This is a genomic window from Gemmatimonadota bacterium, from assembly GCA_026706845.1.
Taxonomy (GTDB): domain Bacteria; phylum Latescibacterota; class UBA2968; order UBA2968; family UBA2968; genus VXRD01.
Genome location: JAPOXY010000024.1, coordinates 25,049 through 37,696 on the forward strand (window position 1 = coordinate 25,049; position 12,648 = coordinate 37,696).

Below are 12,648 nucleotides of genomic sequence, written 5' to 3' on the forward strand. Positions count from 1 at the left end.
GGGTGATCGTTAAAAACTGACCGCTTATTTTTTTATGTTAAAATGTCTAAAAACACCGACAACAACGCGCTCCTGAAGGATGTTCGATTTCAAACCATGCGCGGGTCTGGACCCGGCGGACAACACCGCAACAAAGTTGAAACCGCCGTACGCGCTATCCACATACCCACGGGTATAACAGTCATCGCCACAGAACACCGCTCACAGTACCGCAACAAACAACTCGCCCTCGAGCGTTTGCAAAACCGCCTGAGCGAACGCAACAAAAAGCGCAAACCGCGCATCAAAACCCGCCCCAACCGATCTTCAATCGAAAACCGCCTCGAAAAAAAACGACAGCGTGGAGAAAAAAAACGACAGCGACAGCGCGTGGTCAACCGTTAGCTCCCAAAATGATCATATCCCAACTGCTCCAATAGCACGCGCTTGCCATCCTCATCTTCTATCATCACACTGCCATCGCCAGCCACGACCTCGCCAATGCGACAAATCGAATACTGCTCTGACAGTGCTTCGACCTTATCGACCTGTATGTGAGACACAGAAAATAGCAACTCGAAATCTTCCCCTCCAGTGAGAGCAAGATCCAATTTTTTTTCACCACGTACTTCACAAAATTTTATAAACGCCCGCGACATGGGGATTGCCGCTGCCCGAATCACAGCCGACACGCCACTTTGCCGGCAAACATGACTCAAATCCGAAGCCAATCCATCCGACACATCGATCATCGCTGTCACCGCACCTGTCTCCGCCAACGCCTGCCCCAAATCCAACCGCGGCTCAGGTCGATAATGCCTTTGTAACAACGCAGTTCGCACCTCGCCCGGCAGATCGACATCACCCAATACCACCCCTAAACCACCCGCAGCATCGCCCAACGTTCCCGATACATAGACGGCATCACCCACCTGTGCGCCAGACCGATAACACACCTGATCTCGCGCCATCTCACCCGTAAGCGTCAAACTCAAAACCAGCGCACCAGACGTGGCCGTTGTATCACCCCCTACAACAGCCACATCAAACCGATCTGCACACGCAAAAAGCCCGTTGTAAATACGCTCCACATAACCCGCATCACAATCACCCGACGCGCTAACCGCCACAACCGCATCCATCGGTCTCCCGCCCATAGCAGCCACATCGGACAAACTCGCAGCCAGTAATTTGTACCCCACGCCTTCTGGCGGTGCCTGCGGCACAAAGTGTACGCCCTCAACCATCGCATCAACCGTCACCAATCGCACGCGCTCCTGCCCCGCAGCCATAACCGCGCAATCATCTCCAATCCCACACAGAACCCGATTGCGCTGTGTTTGTGCGGCAATGCGATCAATAAAACCGAACTCCCCTATATCCTTAAAACGGTCCATCTCACACTTCCTCCCTCGCCCATGCCACAACATCGCGATACGCCACATCGCCCCCAAAAATATCCAGCGCACTGCCAATAGTCAGATCTACCCGACCCTGGCCCAACGCATTGACGCGGTACAAATCCGATAGCTCTCGCACCCCGCCTGCATAAGTTACCGGCACGGGTGACCATCTGCCCAATATTTCCACCAGAGGTTCTTCTACACCTGCGCGTTTGCCCTCTACATCAACCCCGTGCACCAAAAACTCAGCACAATAACCGGCCAAAGCAATCAAAGTCTCCTCGCCGACAGTCACATCCGTAAATCTTTGCCAGCGATCCGTTACAACAACATAATCATCACCGCGCTTTCGACAACTCAAATCCAGAACCAGACGCTCTCTGCCCACAGCCCGTATCATCTCATCCAACCGACTCATATCAATTTGCCCATCGCGAAAAACATAAGACGTCACAATCACATGGCTTGCACCCGCGCGCAAAAATTTTTCCGCATTGTGCGGCGTGATACCCCCGCCCATGTGCAGACCCCCGGGAAACGCTTCCAGAGCTTCCAACGCCGCCGCTTCATTGCCCGGGCCAAGCGCAATCACATGGCCGCCCCAAAATCCATCCTCGCGATACAGCCGTGCATAATCCGCAGGAGAGCGTTCGGTCTCAAAATTTGTCACCGTGTGCTGGGCATCCCCATCGCGCAACGTGCCCCCCACGATTTGTACAACCCGGCCATCTTTCAAATCGATACACGGTCTAAATTTCATGTGATCTACCTGTTTATTTTAATAATGGGGGTTGCTAACATATCATATATTATTTTATTTTTGTATCAACAGCAACCGCAATCATCCCGAGGAGACCTCATGCAAGACCCCCGCCTTGAAAAACTCGCCGATGTCCTAATTCGCCATTCCACAAAGTTACAAGCAGGTGAAACCGTCCTCATCCAGGGCTATGACATGCCCGAAGACATGATCATTGCACTCATTCGCAAAGTGCGCGAAGTTGGCGGCATTCCCCTAATATCCATAAAAAATAACCGCATCCAGCGCGAACTCATTCATGCAGGAGATGTCGCCACCATGCAACAAGCAGGCGATTGCGAAGCCTTCCGAATGAAGCGCGTACAGGCCTATATTGGTCTGCGCGGCAGCCGCAACATCTCAGAATTATCAGACGTATCCAGCACTGCGATGGATATATACGAAAAACACTGGCTCAAACCCGTGCATTTTGCTATCCGCGTGCCGCACACCAAATGGGTAGTCTTGCGATGGCCCACACCTTCTATGGCGCAACAGGCGCAACAAAGTACTGAAGCTTTTGAAGATTTTTACTTTGACGTCTGCACGCTCGACTATGGTAAAATGGCCGAAGCGGTCGCACCCCTCAAAAAACGCATGGAACAAACCGACCGCGTGCGCATCACAGGCGTCGATACCGATCTATCCTTTAGCATCAAAAACATACCAGTCAGACCCTGTACGGGACTTCGCAACATCCCCGATGGCGAGTGTTTCACCGCACCGGTTAAAGACTCCGTAAACGGTCACATCCATTTCAACGTCCCCACCATCTATCGCGGGACGACATTCTCAGATATCAAATTGACCTTTCAAGCGGGCAAAATCATCGACGCGACCTCGAATAATACCGCCAAACTCAACGATATTCTCAACACCGATGACGGCGCGCGTTATATCGGCGAATTTGCCATCGCATTCAACCCCTACATCACATCGCCTATGCTCGATATTCTCTTCGACGAAAAAATATCGGGATCATTTCACTTTACACCCGGAAATGCCTATCCCGATGACGCCGACAACGGCAACCGATCTGCCGTACACTGGGACATGGTCTTCATCCAAACCCCCGAATACGGCGGTGGAGAAATCTACTTTGACGACGAATGCATTCGCAAAGACGGGCATTTTGTCGTAGAGGACCTCAAAGGTCTAAACCCCGAAAACCTCAGATAGCTTTCACAACTGCCCATGACAAAAACCGAACATCCCATGCAAACCCTGACCCTCTCCATCAAAGGCATGAGTTGCGCCGCATGTGTGGCGCGGGTTGAAAATGCCCTCCAAACCATTCCCGACGTCGCAGATGCCCAGGTCAACTTTGCCACCCATCAGGCCACGGTTCATCACAAAGCCGTCCTGACAGATGTGCTCCTGAACGCCGTCTCCAATGCCGGTTACGAAGCCTCTCTTCATATTTCCGAAGACGCCGAACAAATCGAACGCACAATCGAATATCGCAAGTTGCGTTACCTATTCACAGTCGCCGCAATCCTCTCCGCACTCATCATGGCAACCGGCATGACCCGCACCCTGTGGGGCGCGAACATCCCCCCCTATCACATTCACATATTGCTCTTTGCATTGGCCACACCGGTCCAATTCTTATGTGGCTGGCGTTTTCTCAAAGGGGCATGGGCTGCACTGCGCCATCGCACAGCCGACATGAACAGCCTGATAGCTGCGGGAACCCTCGCCGCTTATTTTTACAGCACCGCGGTAACCTTTGCCCCACTCGGCACACAGAACATACAGACCTACTTCGACACCTCCGCCATGATCATTACACTCGTCCTGCTCGGTCGTCTGCTCGAAACGCGCGCCAGGGGCCAAACATCGTCCGCCATCCGAAAACTCCTCGACCTGCGCCCCAAAACCGCCCACATCGTTCGCAACGGTCGGGATGTTGAAACACCCGTTGAACACATCCAGGTCGGCGATCACATTCGCGTTCGGCCCGGGGAAAACATCCCGGTCGATGGCCTCATACAAAATGGACAATCCACAATTGACGAATCCATGCTCACGGGTGAATCCCTACCCGTTGACAAACAACAAGGCGACAAAGTCACAGGCGGCACGCGTAACACAACCGGTAGTTTTATCTTCCAGGCAACACAAATCGGTGCCGATACAGTCTTGTCTCAAATCATCGACCTCGTGCGCCAGGCACAGGGGTCCAGAGCACCCATACAAAACCTCGCTGACCAGGTTGCTCGCATCTTTGTCCCAATAATCTTCGCCATCGCCCTGCTGACCTGTGCCCTATGGTGGATTTCTGGCTCTGGGATCGAAACCGCCCTCATCAATGCCGTGGTCGTCCTCATCATCGCCTGCCCTTGCGCAATGGGATTGGCCACCCCCACTGCCATCGCAGTCGGCACAGGGCGGGGCGCGCAACTCGGCATCCTCATAAAAGGAGGCGATGTGCTCGAAAATGCACACCGCCTCAATACCATTGTCCTGGACAAAACAGGCACGCTAACAGAGGGCAAACCCACTGTCACCGATATTATCCCCACAGAAAATTACCACCGCGATCACATACTCAAACTCGCAGCCTCTGCAGAAAAAGGATCGGAACACCCCCTCGGAGAAGCCATTGTTCGCGCCGCACAAGAAGCCAACCTCTCCCTGCATCCAACCACAGATTTTGAAGCCATGCCCGGCGTTGGCATTACCGCTACAATTGACGGACAGCGCGTCGCGCTCGGCAATCCACGCGCCATATCTGACCGCGCAAAATATCCAGTCGAAAAACTCGAAGCCGAGGGCAAAACCGCCGTATTCGTCACCATCAATGATCAACTCGCGGGCCTCATCGCCATTTCAGACAACCTGAAAGCCGACGCCGCGCAAGCAGTTCAAGACCTCCAGCACCTGAGCCTTGAAGTCTCCCTCGTGACAGGTGACAATGCGCGCACGGCCAAAGCCATTGGACAACAACTCAACATCGATCAGGTCTTTGCAGAAGTGCTGCCCCAGGACAAAGCTCACAAAATCGCGCAACTCCAGAAAAAAAATATAAACGTGGGCATGGTTGGCGATGGCATCAACGACGCACCCGCACTCGCCCAAGCCAACGTCGGCATCGCCCTGAGTTCGGGCACAGACATTGCCATAGAAAGCGCGGGCATGATCCTCATGTCGGGCAACCTGTCGGCCATAGCCACATCTATCCGGCTATCGCGGCAAACCATGCGCATCATTCGCCAAAATCTCTTCTGGGCATTTGCCTACAACACCCTGCTCATTCCCGTTGCTGCCCTGGGTCTGCTCAATCCCCTGGGCGGTCCCATGCTCGCCGCGGCTGCTATGGCCCTCTCTTCTGTCTCTGTTGTCACCAATGCCCTGCGCTTAAAGCGATTTTGCCCGTAACCGCTTCTAATACCTCTTCGCGTAATTTAATATCCCGCGAAAAATGCGATCCGCATCGGAGTCGCGTATCTTGTGAGACCGCAACGCCCAGGCTTCGCCTTTATGGTGTACATTGCGTATTTCCACCAGAATTTCTGCCTGCGCCAGATTGCCCCGCAACACCGCCAGATTGCGCCCCCCAATTTGAGCGGGCACATCTGGCAGATCGAGTGCCCTTTCCATAATCCGCGCAAATGACCGGGACCGAGAATCGATCTTTCCGCGCCTGCTCCAATAAATAACCAGCGGACCCTTTGGGCGATTGGGCGTGTTGTCCGCATGCAACGATATAAACAGAGTCTTCCCACGCCTTGCGAAGAAACGGTTGGCTATTTTTACTCTTTGTACAATATTGTCAAGCCCCGGACGCACTGAAAAACTATTTCTCCTGTTGGCACTTGCGTCGTTATAGACTTCGTTTTGTTCGTGTACAAACGTCCTCGCAGGCGGATTATTTTCCCGAATGAGATGATTTGGACTAATCACCGTCATCTCCACCTCGGCACCTGCAAGCCTCAGTTTTTGGTACAAACGCAACGCGATATCGTAAACAAATTCGTCTTCAACCACATAAACCGAACGATTATTGCCATCTAAACTGGAAACAATAGCACCCGGGTCGCGTCCACCGTGCCCCGGGTCGAGCACAATGCGCCAGCCTTTTAATGATCTGCTATCTCGACGCATATCAGAACTAATATTTGCATTGAACACACCCATCAAATTTCGGGCACTCCTATAATCTTCAATCGGCTTTTTGGGGGGCACTTCCCGATATCCCCGACTGCGTTGCACAGCGGCTTTGGGACGAGAAAAATAATATGGACCATTATCCATCGTGATCTTTTTTAACCGAGTCCGTATCTTTAACCTCTGGCCCACATAAATGCGATCCGACCGGATGCCATTGCTCCGCTTGAGCTCGGTCAGACCCAGGGAATATTGTGCGGCAATTTTAGAAAGCGTATCCCCCCTCCTCACCACATAGTCCATTTCTACGTAGCCAGAAGATGGACGGGAGCGAGACGATTGAACAGTATAAGAACGCGTGCGAAGCCTTTGTCCGGGATAAATATTATTCGACCTCAACCCATTGATCCGCTTCAGTTCGGACACACTCATAGAAAACCGCGCGGCGATTTTAGAAAGTGAATCTCCCCTCCTCACCACGTATTCTACCCCACTGGAGGAGCGCGTGGGAAGCCTTTGTGAGCGAATGAGCAGTCTTTGTCCCGGGTAAATGTGATGCGACTTTAACCCATTGCTCCGCTTGAGTTCGGACACACTCATGGAAAACTGATCGGCAATTTCCCACAGAGAATCCCCTCTTTGCACCACATAAGTCTCTGTTAAAGCAGGCGCATGTGCCGCACACGACAAAAGGAAGCTGGCCAATAAAAACACTCGGATATATCGAAGCATAAAAAATTCAGTATATAAAGTGAAAGGTTATGGCATTTGAGACCGACTTGCGAAAAACCGATAGATAATAGACCTTTTAGAAAAAAAAGACAAGGTATGACTCTCTAAAAATGGTAAATTTGGTCTCTTTCGCCAGAACACATGGTAATTTTTACCAACTCTATCGACCCATCCCATTTCCCAAAAATATCTATGTATATAAAAAACAACATTTAATACCGTATCACACCCCTGGCATAGACTTTGCATAAAAAGAATGCGACAACAAAAAACATCAGAATCTCATAAATGCAGCACCTTGTGAAAGGAGAAGATCATGGCACGCGGAATTTTTTACAGAATGGCCGACATCGTCAAAGCCAACGTCAACGACCTGATTACCCGCGCAGAAGACCCGGAAAAAATGATCCGCCAGATGATTCTGGAAATGGAAGAAGCCGTCAACAAAGCCACAGCCTCAGTCGGCACGGCTGTAGCCAATGAAAAACGTCTGGAAAGACAATATCTCGAAAAACAAGATCAGATCGAAGCATGGCAAAAAAAAGCCGAAATGGCCGTTGAGGCTGGCGAAGACGACCTTGCTCGCCGCGCCCTCGAGCGCAAAGCTGCAAATCAGGAAGCCACGCACGACCTTGAAGTAGCCCTCGAAGAAAGCCGTAAAACCTCATCCCAACTCAAACAGCAACTCACCCAACTCAAAGCCAAACTCGACGAAGCCCGCACCCGCCAGGGCACCCTGATTGCCCGACGTCGTGCGGCCGAAGCCCGCAAGCAAATCGCCAGAGGCCTCTCAGGAGTGGGAGAAGACGCTTTTTCGAGCTTTGAGCGATTCCGCCAGCGCATCGAAACAGAAGAAGCAGAAGCAGAAGCCCATCAAGAGATGGCGAGTGTCGATCCCTCTCTGGAAGAAGAATTTTCCAAACTCGAGCGCAAAAGCACAGTAGAAGACGAACTCAATGCGCTGAAAAAGAAAATGGGCCAAAAAGATGCGTGACCTGGAAAAACTCGCCGATGAAATCGCCAGCAAAATTGACCGCGCGGTCAACGATGCGGAGCGAAAAATAAAAAAGAAATGGAAGGGAAATTGGGAGGCGCGCGTTCACAGCGCGAGCAGTGATTTCCAAACCGCAACCAATTCATTCAAGCGCGTACCCGACCGCCTCGCTGACCTCGCCACCGATGGGAGTTGTGCCATGCGTTACCTCTTCGCTTATGGTTTAATAGGAATGGCTATACTCATGGGATTTAGCGGCCTCCTGCTCGTACTCATTACACTGGTAGAACATCCCCCCTGGGTCGATGGCACCAACCCATTCAGGCACGAAGAACTCAGTGCTGGCCTCTGTATAATCGTTTTCTCTCAAATTATATGGTGGGCAGGTCGCCGGGTCAAAAGATCGGGAGACAAAAAAGCACATGCCAAAAACCAGCACCGCATACTCCGTCTCGCCCGGGAAAAAGGGGGCAACCTCACCGTAACAGAAGCCGCTATGGACACCAGAATAACAGTTGAAAAAACTGAAGAAATCCTGCGAGAATTAACCATAAGTGGTCATGTAGAAATGCGAATCTCAGATTCGGGACTGGTCGTTTACCACTTTCCGGAAATCGAACGCTGGGATGAAAAATACCGCGCAAGACCCGTGGATGAACTCTAATGAGTGTGGGAGGGCAAAATAATGTTTGAAATAGGCATAATGGTAGCGATAATCATTCTCGCATCAGCGGCATACAAATACGTTGAACAACGCACAAAAGGATCCGTCCCCAGCGATGCGGAAGAACGGATCAACGCCAGAATGGACGAACTCGACCGCAGGCTCACAGACATTCAGGACGTCATGATCACCATTGACGAAAAACTCAGCAGAAAATAAGGGAGGGCACCATGATTGATTTCTTTGTTGGCATATCAATGATCATCATTGTAGGAGCCATTGTATCAGCAGCACACAAATTCATCGATCGCCGCACAAAAAGCTCCATTCCCAGCGATGCGGAAAAACGCTTGAATGAGCGAATGGACAAACTCGACCGCAGACTCACGGACATTCAAGACGTCATGATCACCATTGACGAAAAATTCGACCGATCGCCCATTTCTCGCTAACTTAAACGAACAGGGAGGGCACACCATGCGCATCTTTCTCTCACTCACGGTTGGTATCAGTCTGATTATTCTTGCAGGCGGTACAATTGCCTATATCGAAAATCCAACATTTGGAGGTAGTCTCATCCTGGCGGCGGCCTGGGTCGCCATGGCTATCATTACCATTGTCGCCCTCGTATTCGCATTTGAGTCAGAAAACAAAAAAAGAAACAAATCGACAAAAAACAACAACCTGTCTGAAAAACTTTCAAAACGCGTGAAAGAACTCGAAAAACACCTCATCGACCTTCAAGACATCGTCATCACCAACGACGACAAACTCGAGCGTCTCGAAGGCCGCTCACCCGTCAAGTCATCTTCATCTCCGCAGACCATCTCGGATTGACGGACAACCTCACAAATAAAAAGGACATCCCATGTTGGCAAAACTCATCGGCATCGTATTCATCGTCATTGGCGGCTATATTGCCTTTACAGTTATCTTCCCACTCATCGGCTCTCTATTGGAGTCTATCCTTAACCTGATCGGACTCGCCATCGCCGTTGTATGTATTGGGATCGGTTATCGCTTGCTCAAAAGAGACTGACGGAAAAAATCCGTCTTGTCACAAACAAAAGAATAGTAATAAACGAATTATCTTAACGAATGGAGAAAAAAGTGAAAACACAGGATCAAACTCTGATTCGCGCATCCCTCTCGGGCGACTGCCGGGCATTTGAAACGCTCTACCACAAATATCAAAGTCAGATCTACGGCACCCTCGCACAGCGCATCTCGGACCGCGACACCATTGACGACCTGATGCAAGACACATTTTTTCGCGCCTATCGCTCGCTCCACACATTCAAAGGCCAGGCAGCATTTTCGACCTGGCTCACGCAAATTGCCCTCAATGTCTATCGCTCGCACCTGCGCTCGCAGCAAGTCCGGAAAAACTGGATCCATCAAACCGAAGACCCCGAAGTCGTTCACAACGTCATCCGCGACCTCATACCCGGCGCGCTCCCAGACCAGATTGTAGAAAAACGCGAACGCATAGAACTGGTTCACCAAAGCATTCAAAACTTACCCGAACGCTATCGCAAAGCCATGTGGCTGCGCTACGTCATGGACTGGTCCTACGAAGAAATCACACAGGCACTTCGCGTTCCGCTTGGAACCGTAAAAACCTGGCTGTGCCGCGCCCGCCGCCAACTCAAAAGCGAATTTCGCAAACTCGGTTTACAGCCCGGATGACCGGATGCGAAATAACCCTTGCTTTTCGCCCCTTGCATGGACAAATTTAGGAACAACAGGTTCACGCGTCACCAGTTCCTACCACAATACTCAAAATAGTTAATGGAACGTGCAGGATTTCTGGAGGTTAATATGCAGGCATGGTGGACAGAACTCGCGCCTCTCACTCAGGCATTCTATGGCTGTGCCGTCTTCTTCACCCTTTTGTTTCTCTGGCAATTTATTACGACACTCATGGGCCTGGGCGATTCCGCAGACGTCATGGACCACGACGACTTCAGTGCCAACGATGCGGGGCCAGATGTCGATAATAGCCCTTATGATCACGGTACCGCCACCTTTCAACTGCTTTCACTGCGCTCTATAATAGCCTTTGGCATGCTCTTTGGCTGGGCGGGCGCACTCTATCTCGACTCGGGACATTCAACCGAAGATTCGGTCCTCCGCGGCCTCATATGGGGCGGCGCAGGGATGGTCCTGGTTGCATATTTCTTCTACAAAGTGCAACAACTCTCCGAATCGCATAACCGAAACCTATCGTCCTGCATCGGCAATGAAGGCGAAGTCTATATCGACATCCCCGAAAATGGTGCCGGTCAAATCCGCGTGATGGAAAGCGGGGCTGTCAACTACATCTCTGCGCGCAGCAAAGACGGGCAGCCCATCCAGAACAAAACGCCGGTGCGCGTGCTGCGAACACTCGACATAACCACAGTTGAAGTCGAACCCATTCAATCCTGAACTTAAAGGAGGTATAATGCCCAACGAATTCATTCTCACCGTCATCCTGGCAGCTGTTGTATTATTGCTGTTCCTCACATTCATCTCGCGTTACAAGCGCTGTCCATCCAACAAAATCCTCGTCATCTACGGCAAAACGGGAGGTGGCACAGCCGCAAAATGTGTACACGGTGGTGCAGCTTTTGTCCTGCCCCTATTGCAGGACTACGACTACCTCGACCTCGAACCCTTTGTCGTACCCATTGACCTGGACAACGCGCTATCACAGGAAAACATCCGCGTATCCGTGCCCACCACAGTCACAGCAGCGGTCTCCAATCAACCAGGCATCATGCAAAACGCTGCCATCCGACTCTTGGGCCTTTCCCGTGAACAAGTTCAAAGCCAGGCACAGGACATCATCCTCGGTCAGATGCGCGCAGTCATTGCAACCATGCAAATTGAAGAAATCAATCAGGACCGACAGGCATTCATGACCAAAGTCAATGATGCTGTCTCCACTGAAATGGAAAAAATTGGTCTGGCTGTTATCAACGTCAACATCAAAGACCTCGACGACGAAAGCGGCTACATCAAAGCCATCGGTCAAAAAGCAGCAGCCGAAGCCGTGAACCAGGCATCCATCGACGTGGCCGAACAAGAACGACACGGACAAGTTGGCGTGGCCGAACGCGCACGCGATCGGCGTCGGGACGTCGCCGCAGCCGAATCAGAAGCCGAAGTTGGCGAAGCCGAAGCTGCGAGAAACAGACGACGACAGGTCGCCGCTCTCGAAGCCGAAGCCGAAATTGGCGAAGCAGAAGCAGGGCGAGACAAACGCCAAAACGTCGCCGCTCTCGAAGCCGAAGCCGTACAGTCAGAAACAGAAGCAGAAGCAAAAACAGCGGGCTATCGCGCACAACAACGCGTTGCAGAAGAAGAAGCGCGCCGAAAAGCAGAAGAAGCGGCCAAAGGTGCCGACGGCGCCATTCGCGTTGCCCAGGAAACCGCGGAAAAAGCAGCCGAAGAAGCCCGAGCACTGCGCGAAGAAGCGCGCCTGCGTGCAGAAATCGTCGTTCAGGCAGAAGCCGAAAAACAACGCCAGGTCGTTCAGGCAGAAGCCGAAAAAGAACAGCGACGACTTATTGCCGAAGGTGAAGCCGCAGCCATTCTCGCACAAAAACAGGCTGAAGCCCAGGGAACTCAGGCCATTCTCAACGCCAAAGCCGAAGGATACAGACAACTCGTTGAAGCCTGTGGCGACAACGACCAGGCAGCAGCGGCCTTTCTGATCATCGAACGCCTCACCGAAGTCGCCAATATCCAGGCAGAAGCCATTAGCAATTTACCCATTGACAAAGTAATGGTCTGGGATAGCGGCAATGGCGAAAGTGGCATGTCCAACCTGGGACAACGCCTCATGGGTGCTCTGCCTCCCATGCACGATCTGGCGCGTCTGGCAGGACTTGAATTGCCCGAATTTTTGGGCAAAATGAACGGCGAACAAACACCCGGAGAAAACGGCAAATCCGACACCTCAAAAGACGCAGAGGCGTAG

General features: G+C 51.7%; 15 protein-coding genes. 12 read left to right on the forward strand and 3 right to left on the reverse strand.

Annotation, left to right across the window (positions count from 1 at the left end; genetic code table 11):
* Positions 1–42: 42 nt before the first annotated feature.
* On the forward strand, positions 43–384 hold the full coding sequence (locus tag OXG87_02265) for a peptide chain release factor-like protein (GenBank protein ID MCY3868351.1): 342 nt from the start codon (positions 43–45) through the stop codon (positions 382–384).
* On the opposite strand, the gene thiL is transcribed toward OXG87_02265, so the two are convergent.
* Together thiL and hisA are read right to left on the reverse strand one after the other, a co-directional pair.
* A complete protein-coding gene (gene thiL, locus OXG87_02270; protein MCY3868352.1) occupies positions 381–1,376 on the reverse strand; it encodes a thiamine-phosphate kinase in 996 nt (331 codons plus the stop codon). The genes OXG87_02265 and thiL overlap by 4 nt on opposite strands.
* A 1-nt stretch (position 1,377) precedes the next feature.
* Positions 1,378–2,142, reverse strand: a complete 765-nt coding sequence (gene hisA / locus OXG87_02275) for a phosphoribosylformimino-5-aminoimidazole carboxamide ribotide isomerase (GenBank protein MCY3868353.1) — start codon at positions 2,140–2,142, stop codon at positions 1,378–1,380.
* Between the two features lie 99 nt (positions 2,143–2,241).
* On the opposite strand from hisA, the gene OXG87_02280 reads away from it, so the two are divergent.
* Together OXG87_02280 and OXG87_02285 are read left to right on the forward strand one after the other, a co-directional pair.
* Complete coding sequence (locus tag OXG87_02280) at positions 2,242–3,360, forward strand: aminopeptidase (protein MCY3868354.1); 1,119 nt, start codon at positions 2,242–2,244, stop codon at positions 3,358–3,360.
* Positions 3,361–3,375: 15 nt separating this feature from the next.
* A complete protein-coding gene (locus tag OXG87_02285; GenBank protein MCY3868355.1) occupies positions 3,376–5,562 on the forward strand; it encodes a heavy metal translocating P-type ATPase in 2,187 nt (728 codons plus the stop codon).
* Positions 5,563–5,568: 6 nt separating this feature from the next.
* Here the strand turns inward: OXG87_02285 and OXG87_02290 are convergent, their stop codons facing one another.
* Positions 5,569–7,023 carry a LysM peptidoglycan-binding domain-containing protein gene (locus OXG87_02290; protein ID MCY3868356.1) on the reverse strand — a complete coding sequence of 485 codons (1,455 nt, stop codon included), beginning with the start codon at positions 7,021–7,023 and terminating at the stop codon, positions 5,569–5,571.
* 316 nt (positions 7,024–7,339) lie between these two features.
* Between OXG87_02290 and OXG87_02295 the strand changes: the two genes are divergently transcribed.
* The 9 genes from OXG87_02295 to OXG87_02335 all read left to right on the forward strand — a co-directional run bounded on the left by OXG87_02295 (position 7,340) and on the right by OXG87_02335 (position 12,648).
* Positions 7,340–8,017, forward strand: coding sequence for a PspA/IM30 family protein (locus OXG87_02295; GenBank protein MCY3868357.1), 678 nt, complete (start codon positions 7,340–7,342; stop codon positions 8,015–8,017).
* Entirely contained in the window at positions 8,010–8,681 is a 672-nt protein-coding gene (locus OXG87_02300; protein MCY3868358.1) for a hypothetical protein, read from the forward strand. The genes OXG87_02295 and OXG87_02300 overlap by 8 nt, the downstream gene beginning before the upstream one ends.
* Before the next feature lie 21 nt (positions 8,682–8,702).
* Entirely contained in the window at positions 8,703–8,900 is a 198-nt protein-coding gene (locus tag OXG87_02305) for a hypothetical protein (GenBank protein MCY3868359.1), read from the forward strand.
* A gap of 11 nt (positions 8,901–8,911) precedes the next feature.
* Entirely contained in the window at positions 8,912–9,133 is a 222-nt protein-coding gene (locus OXG87_02310; protein ID MCY3868360.1) for a hypothetical protein, read from the forward strand.
* Positions 9,134–9,158: 25 nt separating this feature from the next.
* The gene (locus OXG87_02315) at positions 9,159–9,518 is read left to right on the forward strand and encodes a hypothetical protein (protein ID MCY3868361.1); all 360 of its coding nucleotides are present in this window, start codon (positions 9,159–9,161) and stop codon (positions 9,516–9,518) included.
* Positions 9,519–9,549: 31 nt separating this feature from the next.
* Complete coding sequence (locus OXG87_02320) at positions 9,550–9,720, forward strand: hypothetical protein (protein MCY3868362.1); 171 nt, start codon at positions 9,550–9,552, stop codon at positions 9,718–9,720.
* A gap of 71 nt (positions 9,721–9,791) precedes the next feature.
* On the forward strand, positions 9,792–10,370 hold the full coding sequence (locus OXG87_02325; protein ID MCY3868363.1) for an RNA polymerase sigma factor: 579 nt from the start codon (positions 9,792–9,794) through the stop codon (positions 10,368–10,370).
* 132 nt (positions 10,371–10,502) lie between these two features.
* Complete coding sequence (locus OXG87_02330) at positions 10,503–11,111, forward strand: hypothetical protein (protein ID MCY3868364.1); 609 nt, start codon at positions 10,503–10,505, stop codon at positions 11,109–11,111.
* Positions 11,112–11,127: 16 nt separating this feature from the next.
* Positions 11,128–12,648: an SPFH domain-containing protein gene (locus OXG87_02335; protein ID MCY3868365.1), complete on the forward strand. Its 1,521-nt coding sequence runs from the start codon at positions 11,128–11,130 to the stop codon at positions 12,646–12,648.

Bases quoted from the DNA above. Each gene is read 5' to 3' on its own strand.
- OXG87_02265 (MCY3868351.1), top strand. From the start codon at position 43: ATGTCTAAAAACACCGACAACAACGCGCTCCTGAAGGATGTTCGATTT.
- thiL (MCY3868352.1), bottom strand. From the start codon at position 1,376: ATGGACCGTTTTAAGGATATAGGGGAGTTCGGTTTTATTGATCGCATT.
- hisA (MCY3868353.1), bottom strand. From the start codon at position 2,142: ATGAAATTTAGACCGTGTATCGATTTGAAAGATGGCCGGGTTGTACAA.
- OXG87_02280 (MCY3868354.1), top strand. From the start codon at position 2,242: ATGCAAGACCCCCGCCTTGAAAAACTCGCCGATGTCCTAATTCGCCAT.
- OXG87_02285 (MCY3868355.1), top strand. From the start codon at position 3,376: ATGACAAAAACCGAACATCCCATGCAAACCCTGACCCTCTCCATCAAA.
- OXG87_02290 (MCY3868356.1), bottom strand. From the start codon at position 7,023: ATGCTTCGATATATCCGAGTGTTTTTATTGGCCAGCTTCCTTTTGTCG.
- OXG87_02295 (MCY3868357.1), top strand. From the start codon at position 7,340: ATGGCACGCGGAATTTTTTACAGAATGGCCGACATCGTCAAAGCCAAC.
- OXG87_02300 (MCY3868358.1), top strand. From the start codon at position 8,010: ATGCGTGACCTGGAAAAACTCGCCGATGAAATCGCCAGCAAAATTGAC.
- OXG87_02305 (MCY3868359.1), top strand. From the start codon at position 8,703: ATGTTTGAAATAGGCATAATGGTAGCGATAATCATTCTCGCATCAGCG.
- OXG87_02310 (MCY3868360.1), top strand. From the start codon at position 8,912: ATGATTGATTTCTTTGTTGGCATATCAATGATCATCATTGTAGGAGCC.
- OXG87_02315 (MCY3868361.1), top strand. From the start codon at position 9,159: ATGCGCATCTTTCTCTCACTCACGGTTGGTATCAGTCTGATTATTCTT.
- OXG87_02320 (MCY3868362.1), top strand. From the start codon at position 9,550: ATGTTGGCAAAACTCATCGGCATCGTATTCATCGTCATTGGCGGCTAT.
- OXG87_02330 (MCY3868364.1), top strand. From the start codon at position 10,503: ATGCAGGCATGGTGGACAGAACTCGCGCCTCTCACTCAGGCATTCTAT.
- OXG87_02335 (MCY3868365.1), top strand. From the start codon at position 11,128: ATGCCCAACGAATTCATTCTCACCGTCATCCTGGCAGCTGTTGTATTA.